This is a genomic window from Pseudomonas sp. B2M1-30 (assembly GCF_025447575.1).
Lineage (GTDB): Bacteria > Pseudomonadota > Gammaproteobacteria > Pseudomonadales > Pseudomonadaceae > Aquipseudomonas > Aquipseudomonas botevensis.
The window spans coordinates 41,049-57,745 of the sequence record NZ_JAOEJT010000003.1 but is presented as its reverse complement, the minus strand read 5'-3'; the positions used below and the strand labels follow the sequence as shown (position 1 = coordinate 57,745).

Here is a 16,697-nt window from a genome sequence, read left to right as displayed (position 1 = left end):
TAGTGATGTCGTCTGCTTTTCGCGTAGGTCATTTCCTAAGTTGTACTTCGGCTCTCTACTCGGCCATGGCTCTCGGCGAGAATCCCCGACCGCCCCTCCTGTAGAGAAACGCCCATGTTCGAACCAGCCGACGAGCCGTCGTTCAGTCTCGATGTAGCGGGTCTGTCCGCCCCCTTCGAAGTCCTGGCCTTTACCGGTAGCGAAGCCCTCAACGAACCCTTTGCGTTCGAGATCGATGTATTGATCGACGACCCGCACCTGGACCTCGCCGGGCTGTTGCACCGCGCGGGATTTCTGCGCTTCGGACCACCGGGCAACGGCGTGCATGGGCAATTGCAGAGTCTTGTGCAGCAGGAACATGGCCAGTGTTTCCGGTTGTGCCGGGTGCGGCTGGGACCGAGGCTGAGCTGCCTCGACCTGCGCTTCAGCCAGCGGATGTTCAGTGGGCGCTCGGTGCCGCAAATCCTCGCCCAGGTGCTGAAAGAACACGGAATCAGCGGCCCGCGGTTGCGCTTCGAGCTGTTGGCCGACTATCAGGCCCGGACGTTCTGTACCCAGTACCGCGAGTCGGACCTGCAATTCGTCCAGCGCTTGTGCGGGCAGGAGCGCATTCACTACCGCTTCGAACACGGGCGTACCGGCCATTGCCTGGTGTTCGGCGATGACCCGGCCAGTCTGCCTCGGTCGGGCGAAGCGTGGTTCGCTGAGGCCGGCGAGGCCCTGGGTGTGCGTCGCTGGCAGGTGCAGGGCGAAGTGCGCAGCAGTCTGCGGGGCGAACCTTCGCGGGTGCTGCAAACCGCCGAGGGCGATACCGATCTGCCGGCCCTGCGCAGCGGTCATTGGCTGCCGTTGACCGGCCACCCGCTCAGCGAGTGCAATCGCGGCTGGCTGGTGACCCGGGTCGAGCATCAGGGCGATCACAGCCGTGAGCCGGTTTACGCCAACCGGGTCGACGGGACGCAGGGCGACGTGCCGTTCGTGCCCCTCGTCCGTCCTCGGATGCACAGCCTGCAACGGGCCTGGGTGGTCGAGGTGGACGAACCCTTGCCCGATCGTTCGCGGCCGGTGGCGGTGCAGTTCGACTGGTTGTATCAGGGCGAGGGCGCCGCGCCCAGTCATTGCTGGCTGCCGCTGGCACCGGCACTGGCCGACGTACCGCTGTTCGCGCTGGGCGATGGGGTCGAGGTGGTGGTGAGTTTCCTTGAAGGCGATCCTGACCAGCCGATGATCAGCGGTGTTTTGCGCACGCCGGTGCCGGTGGAGGATGTCGACGACGATGATCCGGTTCCGTTGCCGCAGACGCTGAGCAGCGAAGGGATGCCGGTATTCCTGCAATCGGCCGCGCCATTGCTGTTGCTGTGCCTGATCCCCGGTGGTGGCAGTTTCAGTCATTGCCCGCCAGCGACCTGCAGTTGCCGGTTGCTCGCGGCCGTCGACCCGGGCCCCGGACGATGAGCGCCGCGACTCCGGAGCCGGTCGCGCAGTGGCTGTTGCTGGATGTGCCACAGGCACCCCAGGCGCTGATGACCCTGCACCGGGGCTTTGCCGGCGTGCGCCGTTTCTGGCTGTTCGAGGGCACCGAGTTTCAGCCGGTGCGCGAGCAAGGGCCGTTGCTGATTGAACTGCAAGGCAACGCGGCGCTGGCGGCGTTGTGTCAGCGTGATCCCCAGACCTGGAGCGGTTTGTTGCTGGGCAGCGAGTCTGCGGCGCCGGTCTTGCTCGAACACCTGCGGCGCATGCTCACGGTGTCGTTCGGCTTGCAGCACCGGGCCTTGCTCACCTGGTACAACCGCCAGACGGCCAGCTATTTCTTCGACGCCTGCGATGCCGGTGAACTGAGCCGCTGGCTCGGGCCGATCCAGCAGCTGCGCTGGTTCGGTGGCACCTGGGCCGATCTGGCAATGGGCAGCCAGGGCTGGCAGCAACTGCGCAATCCACGGCTGGCGGTGGAGCCGTTGCGGGTCGATGAGAGCCTGACGTCACGCCAGCGCGAACGCCTGCAAGCCTGTCTGCTCGATCAGCACATCTGGCGCTGGTGTCAGGCGGTGGGGGCGGATTTTTCGGTGCTCGCCGCCCATGTCCAGCAGGGGCTGGCGCTGGGTTTCGGCGAACGGGCGATGCTCGATGGCTGGCTGTGGCTGCGCCTGCAGTATCCGCGTGCCACATGGGTGCCGCCCCCGGCGGGGCTGACGCCACAGGAACGGCTCGAACACCTGCGCCGGCAATGGCAGGGCGATCAACCCTGAGACGTCGCTTCAGTGTGCGGTGCCGCTGAACCAGCCGTCATTGCGTCGCAGCCACAGGGCCAGGGTGCCGAGGGTCAGGCTGCGCAAGACCATGAACAACAGGAACGAGATCCACAGGCCATGGTTGCCCAACCCCTGCAGCACCCAGGCGACCGGCAGCATCAGCAGCACCGTGAGCAGCATGCCGTTGCGCATTTCCCGGGCACGGGTAGCGCCGATGAACAGGCCGTCGAGCAGGTAGCTCCAGACCGCGATCAGCGGCAGCATGGCGAGGTAGGGCAGGTAAACGAACGCGGTGTCGCGCACGCTCTGGATGTCGGTCTGCATCTCGATGAACAGATGCCCGGCGCACAAAAACAGCAGGGCGAAACCGACACTCGCCAGCAGCGACCAGCCGCCGGCCACCACCAGCGAACGGCGCAGGGCCAGCCGGTCGCGGGCGCCGATTGCGTGTCCGCACAGGGCTTCCACGGCGTGGGCCAGACCGTCCAGGGCGTGGGCGGTCAGCAACAGGCCGTTGAGCAGCAGCGCGTTGGCTGCGACCGTGGCGTCACCGAGACGTGCACCCTGCACGGTGATCAGGAAAAACACCGATTGCAGGGCCAGGCTGCGGATGAAAATGTCGCGGTTGACCGCCAGCAGCGCCCGCCAGCTCTGCCAGACCCTCAGCGCGGCCCAGACGATGTGCCCGGGATAGGCGCGCAAAGCCTTGCGGGTCATCCACAGACCGAGCAGGGCACCGCTCCATTCGGCGATCACCGAGGCCCGGGCCGAACCGACCACGCCCCAGTCCAGGCCGATCACGAACCACAGGTTGAGGGCGATGTTGATCAGGTTGGTGCTCAACAGAATCGCCAGCGGCGCCCGGGCGTTCTGGGTGCCGAGGAACCAGCCGACCAGCGCATAGCTGGCCAGCGCCGCCGGCAGTCCGAACAGACGGGTGTGGAAGAAGTCGCGGGTCAGTTGATCGAGTTCCGCCGAGGGTTGCATGAAGTGCAATGCGATGCCGCTCAGCGGTACGCCCAACAGGCCGAGCAGCAACGCCAGCCCCATCGCCAGCAGCAATCCCTGCAACAGAATCTGTCGCAACGCCGCGCCATCACTGCGCCCGGCCGCTTGGGCCGCGAAACCGGTGGTGCCCATGCGCAGAAAACCCATGGCCCAGGCGAGGAAGGTGTACAGGCTGGCGCCGACCGCCACGGCACCCAGTTGATGGGCGTGGGGCAGGTGGCCGATGACGGTGCTGTCGACCAGCGCCACCAGCGGCACGGAAATGTTCGAGAGAATCATGGGAGCGGCGAGCGCCCAGACCTTGCGGTGGGTCGCGCGGTCGCGCCAGTCGGTGATCAGCTTGGACATGCGGGCTCCTTGGGGGAGCTGGCATTGTAGCGATTCATTCGGGATTTGCTGTGGCTGTGATTGCCGACGCCCCTCACCCCAGCCCTCTCCCAGGGGGAGAGGGGGCCTGCCGAGGTATCTTACGTTCTCCATCGACCTGAAAGATCTTGGCGATTATGGATTCGGCAAAGGGCTAGTGAATAATCCAGCTCAACAACCACAACCCCAGCAACAACCAGATGATCCCGGCAACGATCGACGCATTCATGAACGCACGAATCGCCGACCACAACAGCATCAGCCCGACGATCAGCGCGATGATGCTGATGATCGACGTGTCCATTCCCAGGGTCTTGGCGAGTCCGTCGATAAAGTTGCCGCCGGCATTGCCCAGCACATTGAACAGACCGCTGAGACCGTCGACGATGAAGCGGATGATCGAGCCGAGCACCTGGCCGAGCCATTCGAAAAAGCTTTCTACCTGCATGTGTGCATCCTGATGAAAGAGCTGAGCCTTGGGCCGCGACGAGGTCGGCGTAGTTCCCTGCAAGCATAGAGGGTTTGCGCTGAAGCCGTGCAAGCGCGCTTGCCCACAAAAGCGACCGGCAGCCCCTTGCCTTCCCCCGGCATCCCCCCGAAGCTATACGCCTTCAGGAGAACCCGATGAACCTTGTTGAACTGACCGAACGCCTGCACGCCATTCGCGACCGCAATGACTGGCGGCAATTTCACAGCCCGAAAAACCTGGCGATGGCCGCCAGCGTGGAAATGTCCGAACTGGTGGAGATCTTCCAGTGGTTGACCGAAGACCAGTCGCGCCAGCTGCCGGCGGATAAGTTGGCCCACGCCGGGCAGGAAGTCGGCGATATCGTCCTGTATCTGTTGCTGCTGTGCAGCGAACTGGGACTGGACATGAATGAAGTGGTGCGCAGCAAGCTCGCCGACAGCGAACGGCGGTTCAGCTGATGAGCGACCGTCATTTCGATCAGTTGGCGACCCGTTTTGCCGAAAAAATCTACGGCGGCGCCAAAGGCGCGATCCGCCTCGCGGTGTTGCAGGCCGACCTCGCCGAAGCGCTTCCGGATCGTCCGCTGCGGGTGCTGGACATCGGCGCGGGCCTGGGCCACATGTCGTTGTGGCTGGCCGAGCGCGGGCATCAGGTGACACTGGCCGAGCCGGCCGAACCGATGCTCGAAGGCGCCCGCCAGCGCTTCGCCGAGGCCGGCCAGCAGGCCACGTTCATTCAGGCGCCGTGGCAGGATCTGCTCGGCCAGCTTACCGAGCCCTATGATCTGGTGCTGTGCCACGCCGTGCTGGAATGGCTGGCCGAACCCCATGCGATCCTGCCGGTGTTGCATCAACTGACCCAACCCGGTGGCTGGCTGTCGCTGGCGTTCTACAACCGTGATGCGCTGATCTACCGGAACCTGCTCAAGGGCCATTTCAAGAAGATGCGCAAGAACGACATGGCCGGCGAAAAGCAGAGCCTGACCCCGCAACAACCCCTCGATCCGCGAGAACTGGCCACGCAACTCGAAGGCTTGTGGCAGGTCGAAACCCAGAGCGGGGTCAGGGTTTTCCACGACTACATGCCGGTGGAATTCCAGTCCCGCGCCGAGCTGCTGGACTTACTCGAGATGGAGCTCGCCCACCGTCGTCACCCAAGCTTCGCCGGGCTTGGGCGTTACCTGCACTGGATCTGCCGGCCGATCTGATCGGAGCATGAAATGAAGGGTCATTCAGGGTTACTGCTGATCTGTCTCGGGTTGGCCGCGTGCCAGGGCAGCAACCCTTATGTGGCGCAGTCGCGGCCATTGCCGCCGGCCCCGCCGCAAGCGGCCACCACCTTCGACCGCAGCGCCTATCCGGCGCCGCCTCGGGACTATGGGCGCTACCGCAGCTGGGCGTGGCTCAACGGGCAACTGCCGCCGGGCACGGCCTGGGCGGATTCGGCGCAAGTGGCCGAAGCGGTCAGCAATGCCCTGGATCAACGCGGGTTGCGCCCGTTGCATGACAATCGTCCGGCGGATCTTTTCGTCAGCGCCCATTTGAGCCTGGAAACCCGCCTGCGCCAGGTGCAGGACGATTACGGTTACTACGGCGGCTATGGCGGTTACGACCGTTATGGCCGGGGCTACGGCATGTACAACACGGTGCCGATCGTGCGCACCTATCAGGAACAGGTCGTGGTGGTGCGGGTCGATCTGTTCGACGCCAGCAGTGGTCAGCCGGTCTGGAGCGCCAGCGCCGAAACCGGCACCCAGGGCAACCAGAGCGATCGCAGCGATGCGATCAGGGAGGCTGTCGAAAAGGCAATGTCGGCGTATCCTCCCAGTTAGCTTCCTGCAAATGAGAAGCTCTCACAGGTTCATGTCTTCAACCGGAGAAAAATCATGTTCCGCCGTCTCGCTCTACTGGCTGTGGCCGCGCTGCTCAGTGCCTGCGCCGCCAACCAGGTCAATCATGACTTCGATGCCAGCCGTGACTTTGCCGCTTATCGCAGCTGGAGCTGGAAAGAACCCGCCCTGCAATACCGTCCCGACGATCCCCGGATCAAGAGCGACCTGACCGAACAACGCATCCGCCAGGCCGTCGCCGATCAGCTCGATCAACGCGGCCTGCGCCCGGCCGCGGGCGGCAGCCGGGGTGATTTGAATGTGCAGACCTACCTGATCGTCGAGGATCGCCAGCAGCAGGTGACCACCAACTACGGCGGCGGTTGGGGCAACCCGTGGAACGGCTACTGGGGCGCCCCGATGTACAACGAAACCCGCAACATCACCTACAAGGTCGCGACGATCCAGGTCGATCTGCTCGACGGCAAGGACGGCAAACTGGTGTGGCGCGGCAGCGATGAGCAGATGCTCAGCAGCACGCCGAACCCGGCGGATCGCAGTAATGCCATCCGCGAAACCGTGACGCGGATCCTGGCCAACTACCCACCGCGTTAACGCTATCCCATTGTGGGAGCGGGCTTGCCCGCGAAGACGACGGCACAGTCGACTGGAACGTGCCAGACAGACCGCCTTCGCGAGCAAGTCCGCTCCCACAGGTTTTTTGGGGCTCAGTTTCTGTGGGGGAGCTGGCGGGTTGCCAGCAGTCTCGTCAGGTCGTGTCTACACTGATATTCACCAATGGAGGTTGCGCCCGGCGGTGCGCCGGCAAAGGAGTGCGCCATGTCTCCCCGTTCGCCGTTCAACGGCCCGGCTCGACAGCGCGGGGCCATCGGGTTGATCGCGGCATTGACCCTGGGGCTGGCGCTGGTGTTGATTCTGCTGGTGCTCGACAGCGGTCGTTTGTACCTGGAAAAACGCGATCTGCAACGGGTGGCCGACATGGCCGCCCTCGAAGCCGCGTCCCGGGGCGGCACTTGTGGCGCCGGGGCAACCGCCGATGCCTACGCCCGGGCCAGCGTGGCGCGCAATGATTTCCCGATCCCCAGCGCCGGCCGCACCCTGGCGGTCGCCTGTGGCGGGCTGACCGTGGATGCCAACAACCTGCGGGTGTTCACCGCCAACGCCGCCAGCAGCGAAGCGATCCGGGTCGTGGTCAGCCAGTCGGTGACCCAGAGTGTCGCCGGCGGTGTCGGGGCCTTGTTCGGCGGGGCCGGCCAAGGCGCGACCGTCACGCTCACGGCCACCGCTGTTGCTGCGCTGCCGCCTCCTTTGGCTTCGCTGACCATTCGCAGCAGCGCGGTGACGATCGATTCCTCCCGGTCGGCCGTTCTCAATGCGCTGTACGGTGGTCTGGTGGGCGGCAATCTCAACCTGAGCGCAGCCAGCTGGAACGGCCTGGTCAACAGCAACATCAGCCTGCTGGGCTATCTGGATCGCTTGAAAGTGGATATCGGCCTCAGCGCGGGCGGCTACGAACAAGTCCTCGGCAACAGCATCGCCGTCAGTCAATTGGTACAGACCGCAATCAACGTCCTCGACCCCAACGGCACCCTCGGCGCCACCGCCACCATCGTCGGCCTGCAAGCGATCAAGACGGCGGTCGGTGCTACGCAGGTGGTGCTGGGCAATCTGTTGAATGTGCAGGCCGGCACCCAGGCCACGGCACTGGCCGCGAATCTGCGGGCGTTCGACCTGATCCAGGGGTTCCTGCAACTGGCCAACAAGCAGAACGGCCTGGTCACCAGCCAGACGATCAATCTGGGCGTGGCGCAGGTCACCGCTCGGGTGCAAGTGCTGGAACCGCCACAACTGTCGGCCATCGGCGACCCGCGCAAGATCATGGCGCCGAACAATCCCTTGGGGGCGAACCGGATCTATGTGAAGACGGCCCAGGTGCGCACGTTGCTGTCGGTGCAACTGCCGATCCTCGACGGTATCGCGTCGCTGGTCAGCGGAGTCGCCGATCTTGCGGCACCGCTGGGCAGCATCCTCAGTTCGCTGCTGCATCTGGATATCAAGGGAGTGCTGGATTCGCTGACCTGTGCCCTGGGTATTCCTTGCCAGACCCCGGATGTGCAATTGCTGCCGGGGTCTTTTCGTCTGGATGTGCTGGTCGATGCCGCCAGCGCCAACAGTTACGTCACCGCCTACAGTTGCCTGACGCCGACCAACAAAACCCTGACCACCAATACCACGACATCCGTGGTGAACCTGAAAATGGGCACCATCGATGCCGCCACGGCGTTCGGCAATAACGTCACGCCTCCCACTGCCGTCGTGACACCGTTGAAGCTGATCGACATCGGCGTGAAAACCTGCTCGCGCGTGCTGCTCGTCCTGCCGTTCAACTGCACCCCGCGTACCGCCGGAGTCGGGGGTGGTATCAGTATTTCCGCCGACACCACCATCGGCCAGAACGCCAACCTGTCTCACGTCTATTCGGCGCCGGCGGCCAGCAGCCTGCCGGAGATCAACCAGCCGCCGTTCTATTACACCTACAGCACCACCAATATCGTCAGCAGCCTGAGTGACACCCTGACCAACATCAATCTCAACATGTACGGCCCGTCGGGTTCGCTGGTGAGTGCGCTGGGGGCGAGCCTGGGCACGGTGAAAGGTCTGCTGGTCACCGCGATCAATACGGTGCTCAGCCCGCTGCTCGACACGCTGGTCAACACCCTGCTGGCCGCGCTGGGGATCAACCTCAATCAGGTCGATGTCGGCGCCAACCTCAGTTGTCAGTCGGGGCGGGCGACGCTGGTGATCTGATCGTCCTCGGCAATCGGCAGCTCGATGCAGAACCGCGCGCCTTCATCGCCGTTGCGCACGCTCAGGCGTCCGCCCATGTTTTCGACGATGCCGTAGCTCACCGACAGCCCCAGACCAGTGCCGATCCCTACCGGTTTGGTGGTGAAGAACGGTTCGAAGATCCGCTCCAGCAAGCGCGGATCGATCCCGCCGCCGTTGTCCTCGACCCACAGCCGGACCACATGTTCATCGTGTTCGGCGTACACCGAAATCCACGGCTGGAAGTCGCGGTCGGCCTCGCGTTTGCTCAGCAGCGCATCCCGGGCGTTGACCATCAGGTTGATCAGCACCTGTTCCAGTTGATCGACGTAGCCGCGCACCTGTAGCTGGAACGTCGCCTCTCTGATTCGCAGCTCGACACCCTTGCCGCGCAAGCCTTCGGCGAGCAGCGACAGGGTGCCCTCGATTGCTTTCAGCGGATCGAACGGATGCTGCTCGATCTCCGAACGCCGACCGAATACCCGCATGTGATCCACCACCCGCGCGGCACGCTGGACCTGGGCGTCGATGCGGTTGAGCTTGTCGGTCAGGTAGTCGACCTGCACATCGCCGTTGCCCAGGCGTTTGAGCACATTGACGATGGCCATGCGCATCACGTTCAGCGGCTGGTTGATCTCGTGGGCCAGACCCGTGGCCATTTCGCCGAGGGTGGCCATTTTCGCGCTCTGGGTCAGTTGCTGCTGCGAGCGGCGCACTTCGGTGTTGTCGCGGCCCACGGCCTGCACTTCGAGCAAACGGCCGTGTTCGTCGAACACCCCGCGATCCGACCAGATCCACCACGCATGCTCGCGGCCCGGCAGGCGCAGATTGATTTCGGCGGTGCTGACCGGTTGTTCCGGGGTCAGTTGCGCGAGGCGCTGGACGAACGCCTCGAGCTGCTCTTCCGACATCCAGCCACCGAGATTGACCCCCGGCAGTTGTTCCGGGGTGCATTCGAGGTAGTTCGCCAGCGGCCGGTTGCCGAAGGTCAGCGTCAGGTCGGGGCGATAGCGGCAGATCATCGCCGGCGAGTCCTCCACCAGAATCCGGTAGCGCTCTTCGCTGGCCCTGACCCGTTCGGCGGCCAGGGTCGCCTCGGTCACGTCCAGCCACAGGCCCACGGCTTCCACCGGCAGTCCGAGGTCATCGCGCAGCAGCCTGGCTTCATCCAGCATCCAGTGGACGTTGCCCTGCGCGTCGAGTACGCGGTAGCGGGTACTCACCGAGCCTTCGCGCAGCAACTGGCGGCTGCGTTCGAAATAGAGCGCCTGATCCTGCGGATGCACATGCCTGACCAGTCCGTCATCGACGCAATCGGCCAGGCTCCAGCCCAGCAGCGATTGCAGGCTGGCGCTGAAAAACACCGGTTGCAGCGCACCCTCGTCATAGCGCTGTACGTAGATCACCGCCGGCGAACGGGCGATCAGATTGTCCAGGCGCGCGTGGGCAGCGGCGGCCTGTTGCTGCTGCTCCTTGATGTCGCTGATATCGAGCATGAAACCCACCAGCCGCCGCTCGGCGCCGATGCCCAGCGACTGGCCCTGCAAGCGATACCACGGCGGCAGCGGCGAATGCCCGACAGGCTGCAGGCGCACGCACAACTCCAGCGGCTGACCCTCATCCTGCAAGGCTTGCAGACGACCGCGCAGTTCTTCGCGATCGGCGGGATGCACCCGGTCGAACCAGTCCGTCAGCGGCAGCCGGGCGCGATCAAGCCCCAGATTTTCCGCCAGTCGCGGCGCCAGCAACACCTCGGCGCTGTCGCCGAGGACCTCCCACCAACCGCTGCCGAGCAAGGCTTGCAGGGTTTCCAGGCGCTCCAGTTGCAGGTGGTGACGATGCTCGCGCAAACGTTCGAGCAGCGGCGCGGCGACGGCCGCGGCGAGTTGCAGCCAGTCATGCTCGCTGAGATCCGCCGCGTGCTGCTGCACTGGGTAGCAACCGCACAGCAGCCACGCGGCCACGCCCTGGGCATCGCGGTAAGGCACGGCAAATCCTTCGCTCGGGCCGAACACTCCGGTCAGGCGCGGTTGTTCGTTCGCCAGCAAACGTTGCGGTGCGGCACCGTTCAGGCTGTCGAGGCCGGTGCCCAGCGACTGGCCGTTATGCCACAACTCTGGTGCGTCGTGCGCCGCGTAGTGCTGATGAATCAGCCAGGCCTGCTCGTGTTCATCGAGCAGGGCAACCGCCAGGCACGGAATGCTGAAACGCTGGCTCAGGCGCTCAAGCTGTTCGCCAAGCACAGGCGTCAGGCGCGCCAGACCGCACAGGCGCAATTGATCGCGGATCTGCGCGGCGAGCAATTGGCTTTGTTCGCGGCTGCGGGTCAGGCGCCGTTCGGCCAGCAGATCGCCGATGTCCAGCAATTGCAGGAGCCAGCCGTCGCCCTGCGGCTGCACCCAGCCACGCAAATGCAGCGGCGCCCCGGCCAGGCTGAAAAAATCCAGATCGAGCAGTTGCCCTTGCCAGTCCGCGGGTTTGCCTTCCACCGCGAGGATGCTGTGGGGCAACAGGTAGGCCAGCAGGTGCGGCGTGCGGTTGCCTGACTGTTGTTGCGCCAGCAGATGACGCAACGGCCCGGTGAGGTGATTAACGTGGCCGCCGTCATCCAGGTACAACTGCAGGCCGACGCTCAGCGCGCTCGGGCTGTCCACACTGTCGGACGGCGCGGACGATGGGCGGTTGAGCAGGCGACCGAACAGCTTGTCCCCGGAACTCAAAATTGCAGGCTCGAACTGGCGGTGAGGTTGGCAGGCAGGTTCGGCACCGTCCCGATGCCCGGCAACACCAGAAACGGCAGGGCCTGATTGAGTTTGCTGGTGGGGTAGTTGATGCGCACGGTCAAGAGTCCGCCGACGTAGGTGATGGTCGTGTCGGTGGTCGCGTTGAAGTTGAGGGCCGTGGGCAGCCAGGCCAGGCGCAGGGCCAATTCGTTGCGGGCGACGCTCTGGATGACGGTGGCGTAATTGGCCGTCGACGGGTCGAGGGCGACGCTGCGTCGCACGGCTTCGGCAGTGGACTGGGTGAACGCCTGCATCAGCAACAGCGGCAGGCTGTAGCTGACCAGCCCGTAGAACACCGCGAAGAAAATCACGAACACCAACGCGAACTCGATCGCGACGGCACCTTTTTGTTTGCGGGGGAGGGCGGTTTTCATGAGTGCGTCTACCCTGACAATCACTACGTAATATCAGCATAGAATCATTCAGCCAAAACGGACGTTTTTTACCGGATGCACAGCTTTGTCCTACTCATCTGGCTGACGCTGTGTGCGGCGCAGGATGCCCGACAGCGGCATATCGGCAATGGCCTGACCCTGGGCGTCGGCGGCCTCGCGCTGGTCTGGCTGCTGGGAACCGGCCGCACCTGGCTCGGTGCCGACGCGGCACAGGGCGCCTGGGCGGTGCTGCTGGCACTGGCCTTCACGTTGCCCGGTTATGCACTGCGCCGACTGGGCGGCGGCGATGTGAAACTAATGACAGCCTTGGCCCTTGCGACGGACGGCACACACCTGCTCGGCACCTTTATCGGCGCCGGATTTGCCACGGCCCTCTGGACGTTGCTGGCGCCGGGAATTTGGATGCATATGAGTCAAGGGCTTAGAGATCGTTTGCAGCTTTTCCGGCCTGAAGCGTCAAAAAAGCTGCCATTTGCACCGTTCGTGCTGGTTGGCCTGCTGGCTACCTTGCTCTGGATCCATTAGTCGCCAGATGCCACTACTGCTATGTACATAGTCGGAAAGTGCGTCTACTTTCAATTCATGGGTTTTACATTCACAAGCTGTCTGTACAGGAATTGTCAGCCTTGATCGAGCATGGAGTTGCAAGTGAACAAGCTTATGTCTGCTGTGAAAGTGCTGGTGGTCGACGATCAACCGCTGATTGTTGAAGAGCTGTGCGAATTCCTCGAGAGCAGTGGTTACCGGTGTGTGCCATGCGATTCGAGCCAGCAGGCGATCGAGCAGTTCATCGATGATCAGGATATCGGCCTGGTGCTGTGTGACCTGCAAATGCCGGACATGAACGGTATTGAACTGGTGCAGGAGCTGCAGCGTCTGTCGGGCAAGCATCGGGTGTTTGAAGCCATCATGCTCACCGGTCGCGCCGACAAACAGGATGTGATCAAGGCGTTGCGCGCGGGGATTGCCGATTACTACCAGAAGCCGATCGAGCTGGATGAGTTGCTCGAGGGGTTGCAGCGCCAGGAAGTGGCATTGCAGGAGCGGCAGAAGACGCTGCAACTGGGGCACCTGAATCAGAAGCTGCAGTTCCTTTCCGAGTCGATCGATGATCTTTATCAGGATCTGGACAAGGTGCGGCGCGGGCCTGCGCCGGTGAGCGATGAGCCGAGCGGTGAGGCGGACAGTCTGGAGATGCCGGCGATTTTCAATCAGTTGTCGCCCCGGCAACTGGACGTGGCACGGCTGGTGGGCAAGGGGCAGACCAATTATCAGATTGCCTGTGAGTTGGGGATTACCGAGAACACGGTGAAGCTTTATGTTTCGCAGGTTTTGCGGTTGACGCATATGCATAATCGGACGCAGTTGGCGTTGGCGCTTTCGCCGGGTTCTTCTGCGGTTCGGCAGCGGGTTACGGCGCACTGAGCTTGACCTTGGCGGCCTCTGGGCCGACCAGGCTCTTGGGGTTGGGGTGAATATCCGTTGCTTCGGTAACGGCGGCTTATGGTTTCGCCCTGACGGCGAGTCACCTTTTTCAGACGCCAAAAAGGTAACCCAAAAGGCTTGGCCCCGGCGTTCGGCTCCTCGCTGAGGCTCGGAGTTCCTTCGTTGCGGGATTCATCCGGGGGGCATCGCCTACGGTTTGCTTCGCTGCACCTCCTCTCGATGTGTTTGGCTGCGCCAAACGGTCGCTGCGCTCCCACCCCCGGATAAATCCCTCCACTCAGCCTGCCGAAGGGGCCGGCACGGCAAGATCAAAAGCGGTACTCGAGCTAACGCTCATTGTGTTGAGTGGTGGGAAGCGGGTGTGGACGGTTTTTGCTTTTGCTTTTCTGTGGGAGTGGGCTTGACCACGAAGGCGGCCTTCGGGCCGACCTGGTTCTGGTGGGTGTACGCCTTCGTCACTGCCACCTCACCCTAGCCCTCTCCCTCCGGGAGAGGGCTAGGGTGAGGGGCTTTTGATCTGAGTCCACAACCCCGGCCCTATCAATCAACTCCCGTTCCCGCTATCAACCTTCCCTCCCTGATCCTGATCGAAGAACTCCGGAATCTCATGCTGGTAGCTCTTCAGCCAGCGCTGCATGCTCAGTTCGCGTTCCGTCGGTGTGCTGGTCTGTGGTGTGGGCGAGGCGGCTTTGTTGCGGCTTTGCAGCAGGAGCCAGCCTTCGGTTTCCTGTTGTTGGGGTGAGGCGGGGCCGGCGTCGATGGCGTGGGTGGTGAGGGGCAGGGTCAGCAGGGTCAGGCACAGCAGGGTGGATTTCATGGCAGGCCTCCTTACGGGAGCGTCGCGGCGGCGAGGCGGTTGGCGGGGGCGGGGAGTTTGAGTTTTTCGGCGCGGGCCTGGGCCTCGCTGAATTGCTCCGGGCTCAGTTTCAGGCGGCTGACCAGTTCGGCGGCACGGGTCCAGTCGTCCTGGTAGAGCAGCAGCGTGACCAGGTTCAGGGCGGCCAGTTGATCGCTCTGCTTGAGCTCCATCGCGGTGAGGAATTCGAAGCGGGCGTCTTCCAGGCGCAGTTGGTTGAGGTACACCACGCCCAGGTCGTTGCGGATTTTTTCGTCGGTCGGGGCCAGGCGGGCGGCGCGTTGCAGGTGGGCCTGGGCCTGGCCGTAGTCGGCGCGGGCGGCGGCGAGTTGGCCCAGGCCGTGTTCGGCTTCGGCGGCCAGGCAGCTGCCGAGCAGGCTGCGGTAGAGCGGTTCGGCCTCGCTACGGCCGAGCAGGCGATAGACCTTGGCCTTGCGCAGGCGCACGTCGGCGAGGTTGTCCGGCAGGCTTTGCAGGTTGGCCAGGCTGGCGTGGAGTTTGCCGTCGTTGGCCATGTCGTCGGCCAGGTTCAGCGACAGCTGTTGCTCCGAACTCAGCTTGCCGCAACTGGCCTGGTTGGTCAGGGCATCCCATGGGGTCTGCCCGGTGTTCGCGCAGCCGCCGAGCATCAGCAGCGTCATACCGGCAATCATTGCTTTCATCACGATCCCTCTAAGAACCCAGTGCCCGCGCCAGGGCGGTGAAGCCCGGGCCGGCCAGGACGATCAACAGCGCCGGGAAGAGAAACAGCATCATCACGACGGACATTTTTGCGGACATTTTCGAGATGTATTCCTGCAGGCGCGTCAGGCGCCGGTCGTCGAGCAGTTGCTTGAGCGCGAGCAGCGATTTCATCGCGCCGCCACCCTGGTGCAGCAACTGCTGGAGGATCACGCAGGTGTCGGTGAATTCGTCCACCGCCATCAGGCGCGTGGCTTTGTTCAGTTCTTCGCCCAGTTCCAGACCGGAGTCGACCCGGGCCAGCACCAGGCGCAATTCGTGGGTGAGTATCGGCAGCAGCGCCCGCGCTTCATGGCTCAACACCCGTAGGGCTTGTTCCACGGCCATGCCGGATTCGAAGAGGATGCGCAGCAGCGGGATGAAGGTGGAAATCTCCGTCGACAGTTGCTTTTGCCGGCGGTTGGCCGCCATGGCGAGCAAGCGTTTGGGCAACAGGTAACCCAGACCCATGGCAAACAGCGGGGCGATCCAGTGCTTCTCCACCTGTGGGAAAAACACGCCCTGGATCAGTGCGACCATGACCAGTAGCAACAACGGTGAGCCGATCTGGCTGGCGGCGAACAGCGAACGCTGCCGGGCGCTGCGCCAGCCGAGGCGGTTGAGCAGGGTCTGGGTTTCGTTGTCGAGCCTGACGCTGTGCTGGCCTACCCTGCTCTCGCCGAGCACCTGCAAAAGCGTACCGAAGCGGTTGTCGCGGGTCAGCGTGCCTGCCAGTCGGCGGTTGATCTGGCGGGCGCGTCGGCGTTGCTCCAGAAGGTGGCCGAGCAGCAACACCGCCGCTGTCAGCAACAGCAGGGCGCCGAGCATCAGGGGGGCGTTCATAGGCTGCGCAACATCCGCCAGAGCAACAGACAGCCGAACACCTGCAAGCCGAACGCCGTGGCGAGCATCAGCTGGCCGGAATGGTCGTTCCACATGGCGATCAGGTATTTGGGATTGGAGATCAGAAAGTAGCCGGCGAGGCTCACCGGCAGCACGCCGAGGACCCAGGCCGTGACGCGGGTTTCGCCGGTCATGGCGCGCAACTGGCGCGAAGCCTGGTCGCGTTCGCGAATCATCTTGATCAGGTTCTCCAGCAGTTCGCTGGCGTTGCCGCCATAACGATGGTTGACCCGTAGACCAAGGGCGAACAGGCGCAGTTCGTCCCTCTCATAGAGTTCGGCCAGGTCCGACACGGCATCCGCCAGGCTGACCCCCAGTTGCACGTTGCGCTGCACCCGGCCCATGGCGTTTTTCAGAGGATCTTCGCTGGCCTCGATGGCGCCGAGCACCGCGTCGGCGAGGGTGCGACCGGACTTCAGGCTGCGCACGGTATGGTCGAGCAATGACGGCAGTTGTTCGATCATCCGCCGTAGCCGTCGCTGGTAACGCCAACTGACATACAGCCGCAGTGCCAGCGGCGGCAAGACCATGAACAACAGCAACCCGAGCCACTTGCCGAGGACGAACCCGAGCAAAACGCCGAATGCCCACAGCAACAGCCACACCCCGAGACGCTCGGTCGGGCGACCGAGGCCGGCCCGCAGGAAGGCCCGTTCCAGTCTGGCCCAGCGCGGTGCCTCGCTGCTCAGTTGCGGTTGTCCCTGATTCAGGCGTTGCAGCACGCGCTCGGTGCCGTTCTGCCGCCAGCCGTTGTAGAACAGGCGCAGCGACAGGCCGAGCAAGGTCAGGCAGACGAGGATCAACAGCAGTGGCTTGAGCATGGGCGG

The 16,697-nt window shown here is 63.8% G+C and carries 17 protein-coding genes; 9 read left to right on the top strand and 8 right to left on the bottom strand.

Annotated features, from left to right (window positions below; genetic code table 11):
- The first annotated feature begins 114 nt into the window (after positions 1 to 114).
- Both N8H74_RS06975 and N8H74_RS06970 read left to right on the top strand, forming a co-directional pair.
- Positions 115 to 1,455 carry a contractile injection system protein, VgrG/Pvc8 family gene (locus tag N8H74_RS06975; RefSeq protein WP_262146748.1) on the top strand — a complete coding sequence of 447 codons (1,341 nt, stop codon included), beginning with the start codon at positions 115 to 117 and terminating at the stop codon, positions 1,453 to 1,455.
- Positions 1,452 to 2,246: a DUF4123 domain-containing protein gene (locus N8H74_RS06970; RefSeq protein WP_262146747.1), complete on the top strand. Its 795-nt coding sequence runs from the start codon at positions 1,452 to 1,454 to the stop codon at positions 2,244 to 2,246. The genes N8H74_RS06975 and N8H74_RS06970 overlap by 4 nt, the downstream gene beginning before the upstream one ends.
- A gap of 9 nt (positions 2,247 to 2,255) precedes the next feature.
- Here N8H74_RS06970 and N8H74_RS06965 read toward each other — a convergent pair whose 3' ends face one another.
- A complete protein-coding gene (locus tag N8H74_RS06965; RefSeq protein WP_262146746.1) occupies positions 2,256 to 3,605 on the bottom strand; it encodes an MATE family efflux transporter in 1,350 nt (449 codons plus the stop codon).
- Between the two features lie 172 nt (positions 3,606 to 3,777).
- Positions 3,778 to 4,071, bottom strand: a complete 294-nt coding sequence (locus N8H74_RS06960) for a hypothetical protein (RefSeq protein WP_217834547.1) — start codon at positions 4,069 to 4,071, stop codon at positions 3,778 to 3,780.
- 176 nt (positions 4,072 to 4,247) lie between these two features.
- Between N8H74_RS06960 and N8H74_RS06955 the strand changes: the two genes are divergently transcribed.
- The 5 genes from N8H74_RS06955 (at position 4,248) to N8H74_RS06935 (ending at position 8,749) form a co-directional block, all read left to right on the top strand.
- Positions 4,248 to 4,550 carry a MazG-like family protein gene (locus tag N8H74_RS06955; RefSeq protein ID WP_007951009.1) on the top strand — a complete coding sequence of 101 codons (303 nt, stop codon included), beginning with the start codon at positions 4,248 to 4,250 and terminating at the stop codon, positions 4,548 to 4,550.
- Complete coding sequence (locus N8H74_RS06950) at positions 4,550 to 5,299, top strand: methyltransferase domain-containing protein (RefSeq protein WP_217834546.1); 750 nt, start codon at positions 4,550 to 4,552, stop codon at positions 5,297 to 5,299. Before N8H74_RS06955 ends, N8H74_RS06950 begins: the two co-directional genes overlap by 1 nt.
- Positions 5,300 to 5,311: 12 nt before the next feature.
- Positions 5,312 to 5,923, top strand: a complete 612-nt coding sequence (locus tag N8H74_RS06945; protein ID WP_262146745.1) for a DUF4136 domain-containing protein — start codon at positions 5,312 to 5,314, stop codon at positions 5,921 to 5,923.
- Between the two features lie 54 nt (positions 5,924 to 5,977).
- The gene (locus tag N8H74_RS06940; protein WP_217834544.1) at positions 5,978 to 6,535 is read left to right on the top strand and encodes a DUF4136 domain-containing protein; all 558 of its coding nucleotides are present in this window, start codon (positions 5,978 to 5,980) and stop codon (positions 6,533 to 6,535) included.
- 225 nt (positions 6,536 to 6,760) lie between these two features.
- Positions 6,761 to 8,749 (top strand): TadG family pilus assembly protein, encoded by a 1,989-nt coding sequence (locus N8H74_RS06935; protein ID WP_262146744.1) that lies wholly within the window; start codon positions 6,761 to 6,763, stop codon positions 8,747 to 8,749.
- Here the strand turns inward: N8H74_RS06935 and N8H74_RS06930 are convergent.
- Entirely contained in the window at positions 8,719 to 11,487 is a 2,769-nt protein-coding gene (locus N8H74_RS06930) for an ATP-binding protein (protein WP_262146743.1), read from the bottom strand. The two genes, N8H74_RS06935 and N8H74_RS06930, sit on opposite strands and share 31 nt — an antisense overlap.
- The gene (locus N8H74_RS06925) at positions 11,484 to 11,924 is read right to left on the bottom strand and encodes a TadE/TadG family type IV pilus assembly protein (protein ID WP_262146742.1); all 441 of its coding nucleotides are present in this window, start codon (positions 11,922 to 11,924) and stop codon (positions 11,484 to 11,486) included. Before N8H74_RS06925 ends, N8H74_RS06930 begins: the two co-directional genes overlap by 4 nt.
- Before the next feature lie 75 nt (positions 11,925 to 11,999).
- Between N8H74_RS06925 and N8H74_RS06920 the strand changes: the two genes are divergently transcribed.
- Both N8H74_RS06920 and N8H74_RS06915 read left to right on the top strand, forming a co-directional pair.
- Positions 12,000 to 12,470 (top strand): prepilin peptidase, encoded by a 471-nt coding sequence (locus N8H74_RS06920; protein WP_262146741.1) that lies wholly within the window; start codon positions 12,000 to 12,002, stop codon positions 12,468 to 12,470.
- Between the two features lie 123 nt (positions 12,471 to 12,593).
- Positions 12,594 to 13,370 (top strand): response regulator transcription factor, encoded by a 777-nt coding sequence (locus N8H74_RS06915; protein ID WP_318837884.1) that lies wholly within the window; start codon positions 12,594 to 12,596, stop codon positions 13,368 to 13,370.
- A gap of 565 nt (positions 13,371 to 13,935) precedes the next feature.
- Here the strand turns inward: N8H74_RS06915 and N8H74_RS06910 are convergent.
- The 4 genes from N8H74_RS06910 to N8H74_RS06895 are packed head-to-tail and all read right to left on the bottom strand — an operon-like array spanning position 13,936 to position 16,691.
- Complete coding sequence (locus tag N8H74_RS06910) at positions 13,936 to 14,208, bottom strand: DUF3613 domain-containing protein (RefSeq protein ID WP_262146740.1); 273 nt, start codon at positions 14,206 to 14,208, stop codon at positions 13,936 to 13,938.
- Between the two features lie 11 nt (positions 14,209 to 14,219).
- Positions 14,220 to 14,909: a tetratricopeptide repeat protein gene (locus N8H74_RS06905; RefSeq protein ID WP_262146739.1), complete on the bottom strand. Its 690-nt coding sequence runs from the start codon at positions 14,907 to 14,909 to the stop codon at positions 14,220 to 14,222.
- A gap of 10 nt (positions 14,910 to 14,919) precedes the next feature.
- A complete protein-coding gene (locus tag N8H74_RS06900) occupies positions 14,920 to 15,810 on the bottom strand; it encodes a type II secretion system F family protein (RefSeq protein WP_262146738.1) in 891 nt (296 codons plus the stop codon).
- Complete coding sequence (locus N8H74_RS06895; RefSeq protein ID WP_217834535.1) at positions 15,807 to 16,691, bottom strand: type II secretion system F family protein; 885 nt, start codon at positions 16,689 to 16,691, stop codon at positions 15,807 to 15,809. The genes N8H74_RS06900 and N8H74_RS06895 overlap by 4 nt, the downstream gene beginning before the upstream one ends.
- Positions 16,692 to 16,697 lie beyond the last annotated feature (6 nt).

What these genes read in the sequence shown, in the direction of transcription:
- N8H74_RS06970 (WP_262146747.1), top strand. Translation starts at nt 1,452, where the DNA reads ATGAGCGCCGCGACTCCGGAGCCGGTCGCGCAGTGGCTGTTGCTGGAT.
- N8H74_RS06960 (WP_217834547.1), bottom strand. Translation starts at nt 4,071, where the DNA reads ATGCAGGTAGAAAGCTTTTTCGAATGGCTCGGCCAGGTGCTCGGCTCG.
- N8H74_RS06965 (WP_262146746.1), bottom strand. Translation starts at nt 3,605, where the DNA reads ATGTCCAAGCTGATCACCGACTGGCGCGACCGCGCGACCCACCGCAAG.
- N8H74_RS06900 (WP_262146738.1), bottom strand. Translation starts at nt 15,810, where the DNA reads ATGAACGCCCCCCTGATGCTCGGCGCCCTGCTGTTGCTGACAGCGGCG.
- N8H74_RS06905 (WP_262146739.1), bottom strand. Translation starts at nt 14,909, where the DNA reads ATGAAAGCAATGATTGCCGGTATGACGCTGCTGATGCTCGGCGGCTGC.
- N8H74_RS06935 (WP_262146744.1), top strand. Translation starts at nt 6,761, where the DNA reads ATGTCTCCCCGTTCGCCGTTCAACGGCCCGGCTCGACAGCGCGGGGCC.
- N8H74_RS06945 (WP_262146745.1), top strand. Translation starts at nt 5,312, where the DNA reads ATGAAGGGTCATTCAGGGTTACTGCTGATCTGTCTCGGGTTGGCCGCG.
- N8H74_RS06910 (WP_262146740.1), bottom strand. Translation starts at nt 14,208, where the DNA reads ATGAAATCCACCCTGCTGTGCCTGACCCTGCTGACCCTGCCCCTCACC.
- N8H74_RS06955 (WP_007951009.1), top strand. Translation starts at nt 4,248, where the DNA reads ATGAACCTTGTTGAACTGACCGAACGCCTGCACGCCATTCGCGACCGC.
- N8H74_RS06975 (WP_262146748.1), top strand. Translation starts at nt 115, where the DNA reads ATGTTCGAACCAGCCGACGAGCCGTCGTTCAGTCTCGATGTAGCGGGT.
- N8H74_RS06925 (WP_262146742.1), bottom strand. Translation starts at nt 11,924, where the DNA reads ATGAAAACCGCCCTCCCCCGCAAACAAAAAGGTGCCGTCGCGATCGAG.
- N8H74_RS06940 (WP_217834544.1), top strand. Translation starts at nt 5,978, where the DNA reads ATGTTCCGCCGTCTCGCTCTACTGGCTGTGGCCGCGCTGCTCAGTGCC.
- N8H74_RS06895 (WP_217834535.1), bottom strand. Translation starts at nt 16,691, where the DNA reads ATGCTCAAGCCACTGCTGTTGATCCTCGTCTGCCTGACCTTGCTCGGC.
- N8H74_RS06950 (WP_217834546.1), top strand. Translation starts at nt 4,550, where the DNA reads ATGAGCGACCGTCATTTCGATCAGTTGGCGACCCGTTTTGCCGAAAAA.
- N8H74_RS06920 (WP_262146741.1), top strand. Translation starts at nt 12,000, where the DNA reads ATGCACAGCTTTGTCCTACTCATCTGGCTGACGCTGTGTGCGGCGCAG.